1 protein-coding gene is annotated in these 24,521 nt (G+C 48.6%); it reads right to left on the bottom strand.

The window, feature by feature from the left end:
• Positions 1-64: 64 nt before the first annotated feature.
• The gene (locus tag AC2SLO_RS08315) at positions 65-24,427 is read right to left on the bottom strand and encodes a tandem-95 repeat protein (protein WP_495637065.1); all 24,363 of its coding nucleotides are present in this window, start codon (positions 24,425-24,427) and stop codon (positions 65-67) included.
• Positions 24,428-24,521: the final 94 nt, after the last annotated feature.

Genomic DNA, 24,521 nt, shown 5'->3' on the forward strand with positions numbered 1-24,521 from the left:
ATAGTACCAAAAAAGCCACACTTTGTAGTGTGGCTTTTTCGAAATCTTTTAACGATATTTTAGATTAAAGAATAGTTATACCATCTTGAATCAGTAACTGATGCGTACCACTGCCATCACTAAACTCATAAGCTGTATAACCTGCCTGTGTTGTGGTACCCAGCGTCCAGTCTGATCCTGATAAACCAACAGAATCTGTACTATCGCCATTAATAATTAAACCTTTGTTTTGCATCTCTGGCTCAAAATCATTAATAATATTAAGCACATCATCCGTCGCCAAATTTGTAAGGCTTTGAGCGCCATTACCGGTTAGGTCGATAACCTCTATCTGATCAATCACCCCTGCATCATAGCTAGAGAAATCAATGGTTGCGCCATCAATCTTAATGATAAGCGTATCCTCTCCTGCCCCACCATTAATATTTAAATCATTAATATCGAACACGATAGTGTCGTCACCAGCACCTGCGTTAATTGTATCAGCGCCTTTACCACCATTAATAACATCATCTCCACTGCCTGCAGTGATTACATCGTCACCGCCACCAGAGTTAACTTTGGTACTTCTATTTATCGTAGTGATGGTATCGTTTTGATCACCTGTATCAATATCGACTGATTTACGGATGTTCAACACTGCTGTGCCTGTTACAGGGTCAGAGCTATCTTGATTACTGGCTTCGATGGTATTGGCAGTATAGGTCACAGAGCCTGAATAATCGTGATATAACACTTGAAGATTATTCACATCATCGACGCCAAGCCCTGTCACCGTGTAAGTGCCATCACTATTATGGACGACACCGACGCCTGTACTACTCTCACTATCATTTCGCAGCCCAATAACTTGCCCAGTCGCACCGACTTTAAATAGCATGGTGTTATCAAATGGTATCGTATCCCCTGCTATAGTTAGGGTCACACTCTCGCTGCCATCTACATCTTGCATGAGCGTGTCGGTATTGAGTTCAACCCATGTATACGCACTACCTGTTGATCTTTGTGGATTAATAGTTACGGGGTCAGCGACTGCGACATACTTCACTGTTACGGCCGTAGGGTCACCCTGCAAGCCTGCATCGCTGAGAATTGCGATATTAAAGGTATCTTCTCCGCTATAATTCTCAGGTGCGTTTATTTGAATCTCAGGCGTTACATTACTGGCATTACTTGGAACACTCCACGAGCCTGAACCCGTTTTGGTAGCTGTAACAAAGTTGCCCGTGCCATCATCATAAGTCACTGTAAAATCATCATTTAAATCACTAATGATATAGTTTGCAGGCAAATCGTCCTCGTCCGTTTGTACTGCCTCATAGACAATTTTGGTTGGATTGTCTTCATCGGCTATCAGTACAGAGTTATTACTATCTAAGGATAGTGACAATGGATCTGCACTCGACTCTACGGTGATTTCAAAATCTTTACGAGAAATTAAAGGCTGAGTATCATAATTCGCAAGATCAGTGGTTTCTTTATGAATGACATAAGCCTCAACAGTAATTGCCCCATCTTTATTGTTTGCAGGCGTATAATTAATACTGGCACTGCTTGGGTTCATATTATCCACATCTAGCGCAAAGTATGTACCCTCTGGCAGTCCTTCAGGATTAGTCACTAAAGTAAGCTCATTGCCTTCGGTATCGGTAAACGTGCCACCGACTGTACTACCCTCAGCAACTTTAAAATACACTTGTCCGTTAATCACCTCGACATTACCCTCGTCGGCTGAGTTGCTTAAATCCAGTGTTAATGTAACCGTTTCATCTTCTACTACTACAATGGCATCGTCGTTTGCATCGGCCGTTGGGTCCGCTTCATTAAAGTCCATAGCATCTGTCACGGGTTGCACGGTTAGCGTACTGGTTGCAGGATCTGCTGTTTCGGTTTCAGATTCGCCTCGGCTGTCTGTTGCAGTCAATGTAATATCTAAAGTGATGATATCGTTTGATGTATTGGTATTAAAATCACCTGTAGACGTAATATTTATCTGACTCAATAGATTAGCAATATCTTCATTACTGGTTGCCTCACCACTGACAAGCCAGATATTACCTTGTTTTGATATACTAACACTCGCATTGTCCGCAAGTGTTAGTAGTACATCTTCAGGCAAATTATCTATCGTTAAAGAGAACGGTGTGGTTGCCTGTCCTGCAAAAGCCGCCTCATTTAGCGTACCAGTAATATAATCACTCAGTGGCTGAGCTGCGCCATCTTCGGTTAAGGTAATAGGTGACACATTAATTTCCGCAACCAAATCAGGTGTAGGTATCGGCTCGCCACCTGTCCCGGTATCTATCAAGGTAAGTTCAAAACTTGCCTGCGCTGACAGTTCACTATCAGGATTATCTTGATTAAACGCCGTTACTATCACTTCTTGATTAGTTACACTGTCTATGTCATAACCCGACTTAACACTAAATTCTATATCGATACTAGGTGCGGTATTGGTGATTGGCAAATCAACAAAGTCAACATACCACGTATCACCGGCCTTCACTGCATCAATAAAGCCATTGCCATCACCTGCATCAACTTTCAATAATAAGCCATCAGGCACACCGCTTACCTCGACCCGTGTAAATACTTCAGACCCATCTTGATCTGGCGAGGTTAAAGTGACTGTTTTAACAAAGCTATCGGTACTTGTATCACCATCTGTTGTATCAATCGTTTTACTGGTGCTAATATCGGCTGCATTTACTAATGTCGGTACATCTGTATCTGGAATGACATCAACGTTGTAGACTGCATCGCGCGTGGTCTGGGTTTGATAAATAATGGCTGAGGTTATGGTCTTATCAGCGTACACCGTATCAGTTACCGTGTATTTGATATCAAACTGATAAATACCACTACCCGACTCATGATTGACATAGGTTGGCTCGCCAGCATTAGGAATAGCTTGAATGGTGACGGTTGGTAAGTCGCCAGCAGCGTCTCTTTCAATCGTATAAAACCCATCAACCACTGCTGAATTAGTCACATCAATCTGCTGACCATCAACCGTTAAGACAACACCTCCGGCATTAAGATCAGAGACATCGATAGCCACGCTTTGTAGCGCTTCTACGCCATTACGTGCATCAGCAGGTGAGTCGGTTTGAGTAAATGCCGACTCAAAGTTAAGTGTGACAGGTGCATTTTCTGTTTGTTCAATGGTAGAGTTCACAACGTCATTATCCAGCGCATCTGACTCTACGAAAACACTCACGTTACGAATATTCTGCGTCGTTTCACTGCCACCCGATTCTTCGGTTGTCACCCCTTGAATAGCAAAATTAATCTCGCCTGCAAAGTTAGGCTGAGTTTTTATATTAACGTTGCCATTTTCTATAGCATCATCCGTCACTACCCATTTACGGCCAATACCCGATCCGCCTAAGAAAGTAACGTCAGCGCCTGTCATGCTAAATCTATCATCAAGATTAGTAATAACGAAAGTCACTACCTCTGAGCTGTCATTATCATAAGAGACAATATCGTCAGGCGTAGCGAATATAGATTTGAATTCGATAAGCTGTCCGTTGGTGTCTAATGTTTCTTCTGGCACGATAACATTGTACTGAGTCGTTGTACCCTCGAAGACTAACTCAACACTGTTAAGCTCATCATTAATGATACTATCAGCGACTGCTTTTACTCGAACAGGTAGCGTTAATGGTGGTGAGAATTCACTGGTATCACTATCACTACCTAATGTATCCACTGTTTGGCCGCTGACTTTCAGGCTATAACTCTCATCGCTATTAAGTGGCGGAATAAAGTACGGTACTTGATCATTTTGATAGTCGGTTATGGTAATCGACCATGTACCATCGTTAGCGTCAGCATCTGATGGGGTTATATTACCTACTGCTATGGTGCTTTGATTGACTAAGATGTAACCATTGCTCACAGAGTCAAACACATACAATGAGCTACCATCTGGCAAAGCATCAATTTTAATATTAAAGGTCTCAGAGCCGTCGTCATCTTCAGAACGTGCGGTTATCTCTAGTGGAATACCCTTTTCTGGTGCGTCGATAGCTGGGTTTGGCTCATAATTCTCGGCATCGGTTGGATTGGCTAAAGTACGTCCTGCATCCTCCTTACCGCGAGCAGGCTTAACACCCATCAATACAGTATCAGCAACTGGCAGGACTGCTAAACTTAAAATAGACTCACCGGATACGACCTTCGCCGTAGGTTGATTGCTGTCTTCATCGAAGTCTTGAGTCACTGCATTCACAACAATTTGTACATCACCAGAATAGTTCTCTGGCGCAATAAAGCCTAATGTATCTAAAGCGACCACAGGCACATCTATACCATTCACGCCTGCCACAACCTCAACGGTCTGTCCATCCAATGTATATTGGAACTGAGCACCATCGGTAGCCACAAAACTACCTGTCTCATCTTGGGTCTGTACTACGAGTCTTGCCCACGTTTGCTCGGAGTCGGTTTGGGTATCGCCATTGGTGCTAGCAAAGGTTGTGTCGTCTTCGTTACCCCATTGATCCGTATTATCGCCCGCCAACCCTCCAAGTAAAGTAAACTCTGCCTCACTATTAAGATCAAACCAAACAGGGGGGGTACTTCCAATACCGTCATTATCACCATCTTCATAAACGGACGTCTGATAATCATAGTTAGAATTAATCGTTACATCGTTCCCATTCGCGCCATTGCTATTAATATCGACACTTTCTGCAACAGGTGTAACCACTATGGTTTTTGACTCAGTTGTACTATCGAGCTGCGCGGTATCATTAACCGAGCTGTCTGTGGTTTGCACATAGTAAGTTAAATCAATATTCTTACTGCTGTGCGCTGGCGGAGTGATGGTATAGTTTTCTAGATTAGCAGTATCAAAACCATAGTACGTACTGCCATCTTCAGCCGTAAAGGTAACAAGCGTTACTGGATTACCACTTAGTAACACCGTGCCGCCGCTGTTATCAAGCTCTGACTGTAAAATACCAATCTTAGAGATAGACTCACTACTGTCATCGTCTGATAAGACAAAGATAGAATTATCTGATGAATCCTTAAATAAAGCGATAGGGGTGTCTTCCATGCCCGCATTTGGTGTTTCTATGGTGGCATCGATGGTTGGGTTAACTGTTAACTTTAGAGTAACGGAAGTCGATTCTTCTTTGATTTTAGGGTTTAAATCAGTTGAATCTGTATCTCTATCTTTAGTCACTAAAGTAATCACTACGTTGTCCATAACGCCTGCAAAATCTGCTGGCGGCGTGATACTAAAGTATATCTGCATATCGTTATCGATGACGTTACGTTCTTCATGGATAGGAAGTTTAACCGTACCATCTGCCGCAGACGTTCGCTGTGAACCAGCAACTTTGACAAGTGTTCCAGGTGCCAGACCACTTAACGTATAATAAAATACTTCTGAGCCATCTAAATCAGCAAATACTTCGTCAATAACTGGATTTAAGTTCAGAATAGTATCTTCATTGATACTTGCTGTTATCACAGTCCCGTCTACTGTTAATGTATTGTCAGCAGGGTCAGGGTCTACTAGATTGATAACAGGCACATCGGTCACGGCTTGCACATCAACGTTGATGGTTGCTGTCGTGGTCAATCCATTTAGCCCATTTAAATCTGTGCTAACTGGGTTGCCGTTTTCATCGACCTCATATTCAGTCACGTTCATGGTCACATCAAAGTTATCACCACTTTGCGGTGCGCCTTTGACTTGTAGTGACTCAAACTGAGCGGTGGTCATGGTTATGTCTGCATTTGTTGACGCAACATGCACCCCATCTGATAACTCAATCGTAACGTCATTATCCGTATCAGTGCCCGTGAACACCACAACCTTAGTCGTACCGTCCATATAAAACAGCTCAGCACCTTCAGCGATACCACTTAATGTAATCGCGCTCAAACGCTCACTGCGGTCAACCGAACCACCGTTGTCATTATCATCGTTTTCAATATTACTGCCGATAATATAGTCACTGCCATCAACAGCTGTATCATCAATGGTGCCTGTTTCAACACCTAAATCGCCAACTATCGGCGCTAAAAAACCAAGTTGTGGCGCATCAACATCTTCATTGTCTTCTTCAACATAGACGGTATAAGTACCATCTATAATCGGTGCTTCTGTCTCATCTATAGCTAAAATAGGCGCATCTTCGATTGGGTTTACTACGATAGTCACTTCTCTATCAACCACCACACCATCAACCACTGAGCGTACAGTAAAGACGATATCTTTATCTACCGCAAAGGTAGAATAGTTTTCTGCTGGGTTAAACTCGATGGAGCCATCACCCATATCTTGAATAGTACCCACTTCGCTTTCATCATCTTCATCGACAATATTACCGTCAATATCAATATGAATCAGTTGTCCTGAGTTTAGTGGTACACCCTCAGATGTATCACGATTGAGTAGCTCTATCTGCCCTTTATCAAAACTTTCAGCCACATTGATAACTAAGACATCTTGCGAGTCATTCGTTAAGTCGCCATAGTCTGCCTCGTTGATAGTAAAGGTTAACGGCTCTGTCACCACTCTATTAATTACTTCCAGATTTAACTGGTCTGTATCCACCGACCCGTCGCTGTCTTTTACTGCATAATCAAGGGTGAAAATCAGATTATCGACCGGATTAGCGTCTTGGTCAGTATCGACATTATAGTGACGCAAAGTCTCATATAATGTTGCGGTATAAGATAGACTAGTTGGGTCTATAGCAATGCTAAACGCCACATTATTATTAACAGTAGGCGTACCATTACTATCCATATCCAGCACCACACTACCTTGCTTGGTTGTCGATGCGTATAGGATATTGGAGTCATCATTTAAATAACGGAAATACAGCGGTGTGCCATCACTTAAAGTGTAATCAGCGATTTGACCATCAGCAATCGTAAAGTAGATATCAGCAATATCATCCTTATTACCTGTAATTTCAAAGGCATTGTCTACCGTAACCTCATGAACACTACGTATGCCCGAACCACCAAACAGCTCATTTTCATCTAGATAAACACGTTTATCACTGACAATCGTCGGCGCAGTATCTAATACCTCAATCGTTTGAGTGGCAGTGTTAGAGATATCACCATCGGCATCTATCAAGGTATAGCTAAACGAGCCATCATCTTGAAGATTAGGCGCAGGGTCACGATTATCAATGGCTTTATTGGCTTCAAATGTCCACGTGCCATCTTGATTGACCGTCAGTAAACCTGTCGGCGTTTCGACAGCAGTACCAAAGGTAGTTGACTTAACCGATGCCCCATTTGCATCTAAATAAGTATAGTTATTAATTAATAAAGGTCTATCTGCACCAAAGTCATTGGTGACAACATTACCATCAATGACTGTGCCACTATTTTCAATAACTTGTACTGGCGCATCATTCACGGCAAGCACGCCATCATCAACAACATTAACATTAAACTGCTGGGTTGAGGTACTGTCCGTATCTTGCAGCGCATATTGAATCGGTAGCGTAAATGAGTCGGTATCATTGGCTTGATCTAACGGTGCACTCAGCGTAAAGCTAAATGATTGGCTCTTACCGCTGATATCAGATGGGTTATTTAGTTGGACAGTAAACACAGTATTACCATCAGCTGTCGCTGTTAACGTATGACCATCGTTACTAATATTATAAGAAAGTGCTTCACCGCTAGAGGTCAGGTTTAAGTCTGTTAGGCTAGCAATGGTTTCATCATCGGTAAACTGAATATCAGCAATATCATCCGCATCACGTGTAATATTCAAATTACGACGTGCAATCACAGACTCTTTGATACTGTCAGTGCCACTTGGTAAATCATCTTCACTAATGGTCACTTCTGGAATAGTAGCGGTTGGATTGGTGTCATTAATAGTGATAGCGAGGTTAGCCTTACTGGTATCACCATCGCTATCCTCTACCGTGTAGGTTATGGTATCAACCAACTGTGCATCTACTGGATGGTTTTCTTTAGCATCTGAAGTGTAAGACCAATCACCATTGGCGGATATTTGAATCTCACCATATAAAGTATCGAAACGCTCACCAAAACGATCTGAGCCGATGGTTACGACTTGATTATTCTCATCAGTATAGGTAAATTCAGTGATGGTCAGTCCACCAGAACCACTGTCATCATTAGCAAGTAAATTATCATTTTGTGATGAATTATATGTACTTTTGATAGTTTCGCCACCTTCATCGATATCTGTCGCATCATCAACCGCTTGAGGGGTTGCATTGACAGAAATCACTGTTGTGGCTGTGTTGCTTATTTCACCATGCTCATCTTTAACGGTGACTTCAATGATACGAGCAATTTCTCTAGGTGAGCTTGATGTATTCTTAAACAATATCGCTTGAATGGCATTTTGATAATCAGCAGTACTGGCATTCCCTGTTAACTCAATCACCGAATCGCCGAGACGGGTTATTCTAATATCCGCATTATTTATATTGCTGGTATCTAATAAATCACCCAGTTGCGGATTGGTTATGTTAATAATAGCTTTAGAAATCAAATCGGCAGTAGGTGTTTTATCAATATCTAATACAGCCGTTCCAGAGCTAATAGCAACCCCATTGTCCCCTTCATTAAACGTAGTACTATAACCCGTGTTTGCGTCTATAGTGCCATTGGTGCTACTTAAGTCTAATTTAGGCGCGTCGTTGGTACCGTATATTGTAAAATTAATATTGGCTGATTCACCTGTACTCAATTGATAACTCAATGTTCGAGTAATTGATTCACCCTGAGCCAAAGACTGAACTTCAGCATCATCGTTGTTAAGATTAACCGTGTAGGTTCCATCGGCGTTTATAATCATATCGCCAAGGTTATTATTAAAGCTTAAAGGAACAACCGTGGTGCCTGAAGAAATCTCGTCGTTATCCAGTACATTGCCCGATACAGTTAATATATCGTCTTCAATTAACGTGATATTTTCAGCTTTAGGGCTGTTGTCATCGATAATCTCACCGGTAACGCTGTCTTTATTGTCCATGCGTACGCGCTCAAAACCAGCACTAGACTCAACAGATGCAGTCAGCACATAGCTTTCACGACCTTCTACTAAAGTATCATCAGTAACCGTATTAATAACGGTTATGGTGTTACCCGTCGACGCGTTAAATACCGCTGTCGTCTGCAAGCCACTTTGATAATCTACATTGCTGGTTGTATTAGATGAATAATCCAGATTGACAGTAACCGTTTGCCCATCTGCTAATATGACAGGCTCCCCTTCACTATCGACTAGCTCAAGCGTGTGTTGCAACTGAGCGCCATCGGCTTCTGTCACTGTCGCGTTTTTGCTAAGTCGTACATACACAGTATCAATCGCAGTGTTAGCGACGTCATCAATAATGGTTGTCGTCGTACTGTCATTGGTACCAATGTCGAACTGCTCAAAGCTATTAGCACCCAATGACGTTATTTGAACCGTATAATCCTCATCGCTTTCAGCTAAGTAGTCATCAGTCGTTTGCACCGTGAATGAGGCACGAGAAGCGCCTGCAGGAATGGTAATATCGATTGTTTGATTATTACTAAACTCGGTATCTTCGTCTTGAGTAGAGACATTGTTATAGGTCACAGTAACCACTGTATCTGTAGTAGCGACAACAGCATTACCTGCGTCATCTACCAGACGTACGGTATATTCAGCAACTTCACCTTCAGTTACCTTAGGGTCGCCACTGATGACCGCATAAGTGATATCGGTAACAGGCGCAACCACAATCTCAACGGTAGCAGGTGTGGATACGGCCCCATCGTCATCGGTGGTGCTAAATTGAATGTCGCTGACTGCGCCATTAAAGTTAGGGGCTGGAGTGAACTTAACCGTGGTCATCTCAGTGGTGCTAAGCACAGTGCTTGGCGTTACTTCAACCGTTTGTCCGTCATCACGTAGATAAGTTAGAACACCTTGATTGACAGGCGGTATTTGTAGCACGGTCACGCTCACCACGGTGCCATCGATATCGGCGCCTATAAGCGGTACGGCAACCGCCGTATCCTCATCGGTAGTCAGGGATTTATCATCCGCTGTTGGCGGGGTGTTCACATCGGTCATGGTGATGGTCACCGTCGCTGTATCTGTGAGGCCATCGTTGTCTGTCGCCGTAAATTCAATTGGCGCAATATCACCATTGAAGTTAGCCGCTGGGGTAAAGGTAACGGTTTTAGCCTTGTCCGCTGTAAGCGGTTCACCGGCAACCACCGGCTGCTGGTTACCACCGGCATCTGTGAAACTCAGCACGCCTTGCTCGGCAGGTGGCAGCTGGCTAATGGTAATGCTGTCAATGGTGCCATCCACATCGCTGGCAATTAAAGGCACTGATACTGGTGTGCCCTCAGGGGTACTCACCGCGGCATCAACCGCCACTGGCGCATCGTTGATGTCATTGACCACAATTTCAACGGTGGCAGGGGTTGATACGGCCCCATCGTCATCGATGGTGTTAAATTGAATGTCGCTGACTTGACCGTTGTAATTTGGCGCAGGCGTAAACATAACGGTTTTAGATTCCGCCAAGGTCAGTACGGTGTTTGCTGTGACAACCACGCTGTTGCCATTATCATCGGTGTAAGTAAGCTCACCTTGATTAGCAGGCGGTATTTGTAGAACCGTCACGCTCACTACGGTGCCATCGATATCAGCGCCGGTAAGCGGTACGGCAACCGCCGTATCCTCATCGGTAGTCAGGGATTTGTTATCCGCTGTTGGCGGCGTATTAACATCAGTGACGTCAATAGTCACTGTCGCCTCATCTGACGTCAAGGCATTGGCCCCTTCATCATCCGTCGCCGTAAAGGTAACAGGTACAGGTGTACCGTGATAGTTTAAAGCTGGGGTAAACATCACCGTCTGTGCTTCAGCGTAGCTTAATTGGTCGTCCGCACTGATGGTTTCCGTATTACCTGTGTCGTCTGCCACATAGGTCAATACGCCCTCATCAGTCGCATCTGGTATGGCTTTAATCGTGATGGTTGCAATATCGCTATCAATATCAGTGGCAAGCAAAGGCACAGCAACAGCCGTGTTCTCGGCCGTACTGACTGTCGCATCGGTGGCCACTGGCGCATCATTAACGGCATCTACCACAATCTCAATCGTGGCAGGTTTTGATACTGCCCCATCGTCATCGGTGGTACTAAACTGAATATCACTGACTTGACCGTTATAATTTAGCGCAGGCGTAAATATAACCGTTGCAGATTCAGCCAATGTTAAAACGGTGTTTGCTGTGACAACCACGCTGTTGCCATTATCATCGGTGTAAGTTAGAACGCCCTGATTGGCAGGCGGTACTTGTAGAACCGTCACGCTCACTACGGTGCCATCGATATCAGCGCCGGTAAGCGGTACGGCAACCGCCGTATCCTCATCGGTAGTCAGGGATTTGTTATCCGCTGTTGGCGGCGTATTAACATCAGTGACGTCAATAGTCACTGTCGCCTCATCTGACGTCAAGGCATTGGCCCCTTCATCATCCGTCGCCGTAAAGGTAACAGGTACAGGTGTACCGTGATAGTTTAAAGCTGGGGTAAACATCACCGTCTGTGCTTCAGCGTAGCTTAATTGGTCGTCCGCACTGATGGTTTCCGTATTACCTGTGTCGTCTGCCACATAGGTCAATACACCCTCATCAGTCGCATCTGGTATGGCTTTAATCGTGATGGTTGCAATATCGCTATCAATATCAGTGGCAAGCAAAGGCACAGCAACAGCCGTGTTCTCGGCCGTACTGACTGTCGCATCGGTGGCCACTGGCGCATCGTTGATGTCATTGACCACAATCTCAACGGTGGCAGGGGTGGATACGGCCCCATCGTCATCGGTGGTGCTAAATTGAATGTCGCTGACTTGACCGTTGTAATTTGGCGCAGGCGTAAACATCACGGTTTCAGATTCCGCTAATGTTAGTACGGTGTTTTCTGTGACAACCACGCTGTTGCCATTATCATCGGTGTAAGTAAGCTCACCTTGATTGACCGGCGGTATTTGTAGCACGGTCACGCTCACCACGGTGCCATCGATATCAGCGCCTATAAGCGGTACGGCAACCGCCGTATCCTCATCGGTAGTCAGCGATGTGTCATCCGCTGTTGGCGGGGTGTTCACATCGGTCATGGTGATGGTCACTGTCGCCTCATCTGACGTCAAGGCATTGGCCCCTTCATCATCCGTCGCCGTAAAGGTAACAGGTACAGGTGTACCGTGATAGTTTAAAGCTGGGGTAAACATCACCGTCTGTGCTTCAGCGTAGCTTAATTGGTCGTCCGCACTGATGGTTTCCGTATTACCTGTGTCGTCTGCCACATAGGTCAATACGCCCTCATCAGTCGCATCTGGTATGGCTTTAATCGTGATGGTTGCAATATCGCTATCAATATCAGTGGCAAGCAAAGGCACAGCAACAGCCGTGTTCTCGGCCGTACTGACTGTCGCATCGGTGGCCACTGGCGCATCGTTGATGTCATTGACCACAATCTCAACGGTGGCAGGGGTGGATACGGCCCCATCGTCATCGGTGGTGCTAAATTGAATGTCGCTGACTTGACCGTTGTAATTTGGCGCAGGCGTAAACATCACGGTTTCAGATTCCGCCAAGGTCAGTACGGTGTTTGCTGTGACAACCACGCTGTTGCCATTATCATCGGTGTAAGTAAGCTCACCTTGATTAGCAGGCGGTACTTGTAGCACGGTCACGCTCACCACGGTGCCATCGATATCAGCGCCGATAAGCGGTACGGCAACCGCCGTATCCTCATCGGTAGTCAGGGATTTATCATCCGCTGTTGGCGGGGTGTTCACATCGGTCATGGTGATGGTCACCGTCGCCGTATCTGTGAGGCCATCGTTGTCTGTCGCCGTAAATTCAATTGGCGCTATATCAGCGTTGAAGTTAGCCGCTGGGGTAAAGGTAACGGTTTTAGCCTCGTCCGCTGTAAGCGGTTCACCAGCAACCACCGGCTGCTGGTTACCACTGGCATCTGTGAAACTCAGCACGCCTTGCTCGGCAGGTGGTAGCTGGTTAATGGTAATGCTGTCAATGGTGCCATCAACATCGCTGGCAATTAAAGGGACTGATACGGGTGTGCCCTCAAGGGTACTCACCGCGGCATCAACCGCCACTGGCGCATCGTTGATGTCATTGACCACAATCTCAACGGTGGCAGGGGTGGATACGGCCCCATCGTCATCGGTGGTGTTAAATTGAATGTCGCTGACCTGGCCGTTGTAATTTGGCGCAGGCGCAAACATCACGGTTTCAGATTCCGCCAAGGTCAGTACGGTGTTTGCTGTGACAACCACGCTGTTGCCATTATCATCGGTGTAAGTAAGCGCACCCTGATTGGCAGGCGGTACTTGTAGCACGGTCACGCTCACCACGGTGCCATCGATATCAGCGCCTATAAGCGGTACGGCAACCGCCGTATCCTCATCGGTAGTCAGCGATGTGTCATCCGCTGTTGGCGGGGTGTTCACATCGGTCATGCTGATGGTCACCGTCGCCGTATCTGTGAGGCCATCGTTGTCTGTCGCCGTAAATTCGATTGGCGCAATAGCAGCGTTGAAGTTAGCTGCTGGGGTAAAGGTAACGGTTTTAGCCTCCTCCGCTGTGAGCGGTTCACCAGCAACCACCGGCTGCTGGTTACCACTGGCATCTGTGAAACTCAGCACGCCTTGCTCGGCAGGCGGTAGCTGGTTAATGGTAATGCTGTCAATGGTGCCATCCACATCGCTGGCAATGAAAGGCACTAATACCGCTGTGCCCTCAGGGGTACTCACCGCGGCATCAACCGCCACTGGCGCATCGTTGATGTCATTGACCACAATCTCAATCGTGGCAGGTGTGGATACGGCCCCATCGTCATCGGTGGTGTTAAATTGAATGTCGCTGACTTGACCGTTGTAATTTGGCGCAGGCGTAAACATCACGGTTTCAGATTCCGCTAATGTTAGTACGGTGTTTGCTGTGACAACCACGCTGTTGCCATTATCATCGGTGTAAGTAAGCTCACCTTGATTGACCGGCGGTACTTGTAGCACGGTCACGCTCACCACGGTGCCATCGATATCAGCGCCGATAAGCGGTACGGCAACCGCCGTATCCTCATCGGTAGTCAGGGATTTATCATCCGCTGTTGGCGGGGTGTTCACATCGGTCATGGTGATGGTCACCGTCGCCGTATCTGTGAGGCCATCGTTGTCTGTCGCCGTAAATTCAATTGGCGCTATATCAGCGTTGAAGTTAGCCGCTGGGGTAAAGGTAACGGTTTTAGCCTCGTCCGCTGTAAGCGGTTCACCAGCAACCACCGGCTGCTGGTTACCACTGGCATCTGTGAAACTCAGCACGCCTTGCTCGGCAGGTGGTAGCTGGTTAATGGTAATGCTGTCAATGGTGCCATCAACATCGCTGGCAATGAAAGGGACTGATACGGGTGTGCCCTCAAGGGTACTCACCGCGGCATCAACCGCCACTGGCGCATCGTTGATGTCATTGACCACAATCTCAACCGTGGCAGGGGTGGATACGGCCCCATCGTCATCGGTGGTGTTAAATTGAATGTCGCTGACTGCGCCATTAAAGTTAGGTGCTGGAGTGAACTTAACCGTTGTCATCTCAGTGGTGCTAAGCACAGTGCTTGGCGTTACTTCAACCGTTTGTCCGTCATCACGTAGATAAGTTAGAACACCCTGATTGGCAGGCGGTACTTGTAGCACGGTCACGCTCACCACGGTGCCATCGATATCAGCGCCTATAAGCGGTACGGCAACCGCCGTATCCTCATCGGTAGTCAGCGATTTATCATCCGCTGTTGGCGGGGTGTTCACATCGGTCATGCTGATGGTCACCGTCGCCGTATCTGTGAGGCCATCGTTGTCTGTCGCCGTAAATTCAATTGGCGCTATAGCAGCGTTAAAGTTAGCTGCTGGGGTAAAGCGAACGGTTTTAGCCTCGTCCGCTGTAAGCGGTTCACCGGCAACCACCGGCTGCTCGTTACCACCGGCATCTGTGAAACTCAGCACGCCTTGCTCGGCAGGTGGTAGCTGGTTAATGGTAATGCTGTCAATGGTGCCATCAACATCGCTGGCAATTAAAGGGACTGATACGGGTGTGCCCTCAAGGGTACTCACCGCGGCATCAACCGCCACTGGCGCATCGTTGATGTCATTGACCACAATCTCAACGGTGGCAGGTGTGGATACGGCCCCATCGTCATCGGTGGTGTTAAATTGAATGTCGCTGACTTGACCGTTGTAATTTGGCGCAGGCGTAAACATCACGGTTTCAGATTCCGCTAATGTTAGTACGGTGTTTGCTGTGACAACCACGCTGTTGCCATTATCATCGGTGTAAGTAAGCTCACCTTGATTGACCGGCGGTATTTGTAGCACGGTCACGCTCACCACGGTGCCATCGATATCAGCGCCTATAAGCGGTACGGCAACCGCCGTATCCTCATCGGTAGTCAGGGATTTATCATCCGCTGTTGGCGGGGTGTTCACATCGGTCATGCTGATGGTCACCGTCGCTGTATCTGTGAGGCCATCGTTGTCTGTCGCCGTAAATTCAATTGGCGCAATAGCAGCGTTGAAGTTAGCTGCTGGGGTAAAGGTAACGGTTTTAGCCTCCTCCGCTGTGAGCGGTTCACCAGCAACCACCGGCTGCTGGTTACCACTGGCATCTGTGAAACTCAGCACGCCTTGCTCGGCAGGCGGTAGCTGGTTAATGGTAATGCTGTCAATGGTGCCATCCACATCGCTGGCAATTAAAGGGACTGATACGGGTGTGCCCTCAAGGGTACTCACCGCGGCATCAACCGCCACTGGCGCATCGTTGATGTCATTGACCACAATCTCAACGGTGGCAGGGGTGGATACGGCCCCATCGTCATCGGTGGTGTTAAATTGAATGTCGCTGACCTGGCCGTTGTAATTTGGCGCAGGCGCAAACATCACGGTTTCAGATTCCGCCAAGGTCAGTACGGTGTTTGCTGTGACAACCACGCTGTTGCCATTATCATCGGTGTAAGTAAGCGCACCCTGATTGGCAGGCGGTACTTGTAGCACGGTCACGCTCACCACGGTGCCATCGATATCAGCGCCTATAAGCGGTACGGCAACCGCCGTATCCTCATCGGTAGTCAGGGATTTATCATCCGCTGTTGGCGGGGTGTTCACATCGGTCATGCTGATGGTCACCGTCGCCGTATCTGTGAGGCCATCGTTGTCTGTCGCCGTAAATTCAATTGGCGCTATAGCAGCGTTAAAGTTAGCTGCTGGGGTAAAGCGAACGGTTTTAGCCTCGTCCGCTGTAAGCGGTTCACCGGCAACCACCGGCTGCTCGTTACCACCGGCATCTGTGAAACTCAGCACGCCTTGCTCGGCAGGTGGTAGCTGGTTAATGGTAATGCTGTCAATGGTGCCATCAACATCGCTGGCAATTAAAGGGACTGATACGGGTGTGCCCTCAAGGGTACTCACCGCGGCATCAACCGCCACTGGCGCATCGTTGATGTCATTGACCACAATCTCAACGGTGGCAGGGGTGGATACGGCCCCATCGTCATCGGTGGTGCTAAATTGAATGTCGCTGACTTGACCGTTGTAATTTGGCGCAGGCGTAAACATCACGGTTTCAGATTCCGCCAAGGTCAGTACGGTGTTTGCTGTGACAACCACGCTGTTGCCATTATCATCGGTGTAAGTAAGCTCACCTTGATTGGCAGGCGGTACTTGTAGCACGGTCACGCTCACCACGGTGCCATCGATATCAGCGCCTATAAGCGGTACGGCAACCGCCGTATCCTCATCGGTAGTCAGGGATTTATCATCCGCTATTGGCGGGGTGTTCACATCGGTCATGCTGATGGTCACCGTCGCCGTATCTGTGAGGCCATCGTTGTCTGTCGCCGTAAATTCAATTGGCGCTATATCAGCGTTGAAGTTAGCCGCTGGGGTAAAGGTAACGGTTTTAGCCTCGTCCGCTGTAAGCGGTTCACCGGCAACCACCGGCTGCTGGTTACCACTGGCATCTGTGAAACTCAGCACGCCTTGCTCGGCAGGTGGTAGCTGGTCAATAGCAATGCTGTCAATGGTGCCATCCACATCGCTGGCAATGAAAGGGACTGATACGGGTGTGCCCTCAGGGGTACTCACCGCGGCATCAACCGCCACTGGCGCATCGTTGATGTCATTGACCACAATCTCAACCGTGGCAGGGGTGGATACGGCCCCATCGTCATCGGTGGTGTTAAATTGAATGTCGCTGACTGCGCCATTAAAGTTAGGTGCTGGAGTGAACTTAACCGTTGTCATCTCAGTGGTGCTAAGCACAGTGCTTGGCGTTACTTCAACCGTTTGTCCGTCATCACGTAGATAAGTTAGAACACCCTGATTGGCAGGCGGTACTTGTAGCACGGTCACGCTCACCACGGTGCCATCGATATCAGCGCCTATAAGCGGTACGGCAACCGCCGTATCCTCATCGGTAGTCAGGGATTTATCATCCGCTGTTGGCGGGGTGTTCACATCGGTCATGCTGATGGTCACCGTCGCCGTATCTGTGAGGCCATCGTTGTCTGTCGCCGTAAATTCAATTGGCGCTATAGCAGCGTTGAAGTTAGCTGCTGGGGTAAAGCGAACGGTTTTAGCCTCGTCCGCTGTAAGCGGTTCACCGGCAACCACCGGCTGCTCGTTACCACCGGCATCTGTGAAACTCAGCACGCCTTGCTCGGCAGGTGGTAGCTGGTTAATGGTAATGCTGTCAATGGTGCCATCAACATCGCTGGCAATTAAAGGGACTGATACGGGTGTGCCCTCAAGGGTACTCACCGCGGCATCAACCGCCACTGGCGCATCGTTGATGTCATTGACCACAATCTCAACGGTGGCAGGGGTGGATACGGCCCCATCGTCATCGGTGGTGCTAAATTGAATGTCGCTGACTTGACCGTTGTAATTTGGCGCAGGCGTAAACATCACGGTTTCAGATTCCGCTAATGTTAGTACGGTGTTTGCTGTGACAACCACGCTGTTGCCATTATCATCGGTGTAAGTAAGCTCACCTTGATTGACCGGCGGTATTTGTAGCACGGTCACGCTCACCACGGTGCCATCGATATCAGCGCCTATAAGCGGTACGGCAACCGCCGTATCCTCATCGGTAGTCAGCGATGTGTCATCCGCTGTTGGCGGGGTGTTCACATCGGTCATGGTGATGGTCACCGTCGCTGTATCTGTGAGGCCATCGTTGTCTGTCGCCGTAAATTCAATTGGCGCAATAGCAGCGTTGAAGTTAGCTGCTGGGGTAAAGGTAACGGTTTTAGCCTCGTCCGCTGTAAGCGGTTCACCGGCAACCACCGGCTGCTGGTTACCACTGGCATCTGTGAAACTCAGCACGCCTTGATCGGCAGGCGGCAGCTGGTTAATGGTAATGCTGTCAATGGTGCCATCCACATCGCTGGCAATGAAAGGGACTAATACCGCTGTGCCCTCAGGGGTACTCACCGCGGCATCAACCGCCACTGGCGTATCGTTGATGTCATTGACCACAATCTCAACGGTGGCAGGGGTGGATACGGCCCCATCGTCATCGGTGGTGTTAAATTGAATGTCGCTGACTTGACCGTTGTAATTTGGCGCAGGCGTAAACATCACGGTTTCAGATTCCGCCAAGGTCAGTACGGTGTTTGCTGTGACAACCACGCTGTTGCCATTATCATCGGTGTAAGTAAGCTCACCTTGATTGACCGGCGGTATTTGTAGCACGGTCACGCTCACCACGGTGCCATCGATATCAGCGCCTATAAGCGGTACGGCAACCGCCGTATCTTCATCGGTAGTCAGGGATGTGTCATCCGCTGTTGGCGGGGTGTTCACATCGGTCATGGTGATGGTCACCGTCGCCGTATCTGTGAGGCCATCGTTGTCTGTCGCCGTAAATTCAATTGGCGCAATAGCAGCGTTGAAGTTAGCCGCTGGGGTAAAGGTAACGGTTTTAGCCTCCTCCGCTGTAAGCGGTTCACCGGCAACCACCGGCTGCTCGTTACCACTGGCATCTGTGAAACTCAGCACGCCTTGCTCGGCAGGCGGCAGCTGGTTAATAGTAATGCTGTCAATGGTGCCATCCACATCGCTGGCAATGAAAGGCACTAATACCGCTGTGCCCTCAAGGGTACTCACCGCGGCATCAACCGCCACTGGCGCATCGTTGATGTCATTGACCACAATCTCAATGGTGGCAGGTGTGGATACGGCCCCATCGTCATCGGTGGTGCTAAACTGAATGTCGCTGACTGCGCCATTAAAGTTAGGGGCTGGAGTGAACTTAACCGTGGTCATCTCAGTGGTGCTAAGCACAGTGCTTGGCGTTACTTCAACCGTTTGTCCGTCATCACGTAGATAAGTTAGAACACCTTGATTAGCAGGCGGTACTTGTAGCACGGTCACGCTCACCACGGTGCCATCGATATCAGCGCCTATAAGCGGTACGGCAACCGCCGTATCCTCATCGGTAGTCAGGGATTTATCATCCGCTGTTGGCGGGGTGTTCACATCGGTCATGGTGATGGTCACCGTCGCCGTATCTGTGAGGCCATCGTTGTCTGTCGCCGTAAATTCAATTGGCGCTATATCAGCGTTGAAGTTAGCCGCTGGGGTAAAGGTAACGGTTTTAGCCTCGTCCGCTGTAAGCGGTTCACCGGCAACCACCGGCTGCTGGTTACCACTGGCATCTGTGAAACTCAGCACGCCTTGCTCGGCAGGTGGTAGCTGGTCAATAGCAATGCTGTCAATGGTGCCATCCACATCGCTGGCAATGAAAGGGACTGATACGGGTGTGCCCTCAGGGGTACTCACCGCGGCATCAACCGCCACTGGCGCATCGTTGATGTCATTGACCACAATCTCAACCGTGGCAGGGGTGGATACGGCCCCATCGTCATCGGTGGTGCTAAATTGAATGTCGCTGACTTGACCGTTGTAATTTGGCGCAGGCGTAAACATCACGGTTTCAGATTCCGCTAATGTTAGTACGGTGTTTGCTGTGACAACCACGCTGTTGCCATTATCATCGGTGTAAGTAAGCTCACCTTGATTGACCGGCGGTATTTGTAGCACGGTCACGCTCACCACGGTGCCATCGATATCAGCGCCTATAAGCGGTACGGCAACCGCCGTATCCTCATCGGTAGTCAGCGATGTGTCATCCGCTGTTGGCGGGGTGTTCACATCGGTCATGGTGATGGTCACCGTCGCTGTATCTGTGAGGCCATCGTTGTCTGTCGCCGTAAATTCAATTGGCGCAATAGCAGCGTTGAAGTTAGCTGCTGGGGTAAAGGTAACGGTTTTAGCCTCGTCCGCTGTAAGCGGTTCACCGGCAACCACCGGCTGCTGGTTACCACTGGCATCTGTGAAACTCAGCACGCCTTGATCGGCAGGCGGCAGCTGGTTAATGGTAATGCTGTCAATGGTGCCATCCACATCGCTGGCAATGAAAGGGACTAATACCGCTGTGCCCTCAGGGGTACTCACCGCGGCATCAACCGCCACTGGCGTATCGTTGATGTCATTGACCACAATCTCAACGGTGGCAGGGGTGGATACGGCCCCATCGTCATCGGTGGTGTTAAATTGAATGTCGCTGACTTGACCGTTGTAATTTGGCGCAGGCGTAAACATCACGGTTTCAGATTCCGCCAAGGTCAGTACGGTGTTTGCTGTGACAACCACGCTGTTGCCATTATCATCGGTGTAAGTAAGCTCACCTTGATTGACCGGCGGTATTTGTAGCACGGTCACGCTCACCACGGTGCCATCGATATCAGCGCCTATAAGCGGTACGGCAACCGCCGTATCTTCATCGGTAGTCAGGGATGTGTCATCCGCTGTTGGCGGGGTGTTCACATCGGTCATGGTGATGGTCACCGTCGCCGTATCTGTGAGGCCATCGTTGTCTGTCGCCGTAAATTCAATTGGCGCAATAGCAGCGTTGAAGTTAGCCGCTGGGGTAAAGGTAACGGTTTTAGCCTCCTCCGCTGTAAGCGGTTCACCGGCAACCACCGGCTGCTCGTTACCACTGGCATCTGTGAAACTCAGCACGCCTTGCTCGGCAGGCGGCAGCTGGTTAATAGTAATGCTGTCAATGGTGCCATCCACATCGCTGGCAATGAAAGGCACTAATACCGCTGTGCCCTCAAGGGTACTCACCGCGGCATCAACCGCCACTGGCGCATCGTTGATGTCATTGACCACAATCTCAATGGTGGCAGGTGTGGATACGGCCCCATCGTCATCGGTGGTGCTAAACTGAATGTCGCTGACTGCGCCATTAAAGTTAGGGGCTGGAGTGAACTTAACCGTGGTCATCTCAGTGGTGCTAAGCACAGTGCTTGGCGTTACTTCAACCGTTTGTCCGTCATCACGTAGATAAGTTAGAACACCTTGATTAGCAGGCGGTACTTGTAGCACGGTCACGCTCACCACGGTGCCATCGATATCAGCGCCTATAAGCGGTACGGCAACCGCCGTATCCTCATCGGTAGTCAGGGATTTATCATCCGCTGTTGGCGGGGTGTTCACATCGGTCATGGTGATGGTCACCGTCGCCGTATCTGTGAGGCCATCGTTGTCTGTCGCCGTAAATTCAATTGGCGCTATATCAGCGTTGAAGTTAGCCGCTGGGGTAAAGGTAACGGTTTTAGCCTCGTCCGCTGTAAGCGGTTCACCGGCAACCACCGGCTGCTGGTTACCACTGGCATCTGTGAAACTCAGCACGCCTTGCTCGGCAGGTGGTAGCTGGTCAATAGCAATGCTGTCAATGGTGCCATCCACATCGCTGGCAATGAAAGGGACTGATACGGGTGTGCCCTCAGGGGTACTCACCGCGGCATCAACCGCCACTGGCGCATCGTTGATGTCATTGACCACAATCTCAACCGTGGCAGGGGTGGATACGGCCCCATCGTCATCGGTGGTGTTAAATTGAATGTCGCTGACTGCGCCATTAAAGTTAGGTGCTGGAGTGAACTTAACCGTTGTCATCTCAGTGGTGCTAAGCACAGTGCTTGGCGTTACTTCAACCGTTTGTCCGTCATCACGTAGATAAGTTAGAACACCCTGATTGGCAGGCGGTACTTGTAGCACGGTCACGCTCACCACGGTGCCATCGATATCAGCGCCTATAAGCGGTACGGCAACCGCCGTATCCTCATCGGTAGTCAGGGATTTATCATCCGCTGTTGGCGGGGTGTTCACATCGGTCATGCTGATGGTCACCGTCGCCGTATCTGTGAGGCCATCGTTGTCTGTCGCCGTAAATTCAATTGGCGCTATAGCAGCGTTGAAGTTAGCTGCTGGGGTAAAGCGAACGGTTTTAGCCTCGTCCGCTGTAAGCGGTTCACCGGCAACCACCGGCTGCTCGTTACCACCGGCATCTGTGAAACTCAGCACGCCTTGCTCGGCAGGTGGTAGCTGGTTAATGGTAATGCTGTCAATGGTGCCATCAACATCGCTGGCAATTAAAGGGACTGATACGGGTGTGCCCTCAAGGGTACTCACCGCGGCATCAACCGCCACTGGCGCATCGTTGATGTCATTGACCACAATCTCAACGGTGGCAGGGGTGGATACGGCCCCATCGTCATCGGTGGTGCTAAATTGAATGTCGCTGACTTGACCGTTGTAATTTGGCGCAGGCGTAAACATCACGGTTTCAGATTCCGCTAATGTTAGTACGGTGTTTGCTGTGACAACCACGCTGTTGCCATTATCATCGGTGTAAGTAAGCTCACCTTGATTGACCGGCGGTATTTGTAGCACGGTCACGCTCACCACGGTGCCATCGATATCAGCGCCTATAAGCGGTACGGCAACCGCCGTATCCTCATCGGTAGTCAGCGATGTGTCATCCGCTGTTGGCGGGGTGTTCACATCGGTCATGGTGATGGTCACCGTCGCTGTATCTGTGAGGCCATCGTTGTCTGTCGCCGTAAATTCAATTGGCGCAATAGCAGCGTTGAAGTTAGCTGCTGGGGTAAAGGTAACGGTTTTAGCCTCGTCCGCTGTAAGCGGTTCACCGGCAACCACCGGCTGCTGGTTACCACTGGCATCTGTGAAACTCAGCACGCCTTGATCGGCAGGCGGCAGCTGGTTAATGGTAATGCTGTCAATGGTGCCATCCACATCGCTGGCAATGAAAGGGACTAATACCGCTGTGCCCTCAGGGGTACTCACCGCGGCATCAACCGCCACTGGCGTATCGTTGATGTCATTGACCACAATCTCAACGGTGGCAGGGGTGGATACGGCTCCATCGTCATCGGTGGTGCTAAATTGAATGTCGCTGACTGCGCCATTAAAGTTAGGGGCTGGAGTGAACTTAACCGTGGTCATCTCAGTGGTGCTAAGCACAGTGCTTGGCGTTACTTCAACCGTTTGTCCGTCATCACGTAGATAAGTTAGAACACCTTGATTGACAGGCGGTATTTGTAGCACGGTCACGCTTACCACGGTGCCATCGATATCAGCGCCTATAAGCGGTACGGCAACCGCCGTATCCTCATCGGTAGTCAGGGATGTATCATCCGCTGTTGGCGGGGTGTTCACATCGGTCACATTAATATATACAGTGGCAGTGTCTTTACCACCTGTGCCATCTGTAACGGTATAGGTGATTGTCGTTGGACCATTAAAATTAGTATTCGGTATAAAATTTAGAGTACCATCTGCATTAATGGTAACGTCACCGTCAGGACTACTCGCCTCAACAATGTTTAATTGCAGACCGTTCGGACTTTTATCATTAGACAACACATTGAGATTTGATAATACTGTATTTTCAGCGACCGAAGCGTAAGGGCTAGCGGCACTACCGTCATCAATGGCGTCAATAGGCAAACTATTACGGTCACCTCCCCCACTATTGCTATCTACTGCAGCAATAATACCGCCTGCCAACAACAAGCTTCCTGCCCCTACTACCCACCAAGGTAGACCCGAAGTGGTCATTTGCACCCAAAACGGCTCAATCATATGTTCACCGCCAAGCGCTTGACCCTCAATATTGCCTACTGCTAGCTGAGTCACATAATCAACAACTTCACCAGTATCTGGAATATAATAGTAATAGTAATTATCTTCTGCTAAACCGATTAAAGCCTGCTCTTCATGATTATAGAAATCTTTTATGATTAAATCAGTTTCGTCCGCCTTTTCATTAAAGGCAATGTGCAAATCGTCATCAATGCGCTTAGTAATAATATGGTGCGGCGCTAACTGAGTTTGTTGGTTTATAAATTCATAATTTATTTTTGATTGCCCTTCAATGACCGTCGGCTGACCCTCTGCAATAGTAATATTAAATGTTTTAATTTTTGCGCTACTATCGATCAACTTTACTAAAATAGTGTTCATAACTCGGTCCTTGATGACTATCATTTATATCTCTAATATTTTAAAAAAAATTAACTGCTCTTTTGAGTATACCACTTATAGCAATGAAGCATTC

The organism is Psychrobacter sp. CX14 (assembly GCF_057396205.2).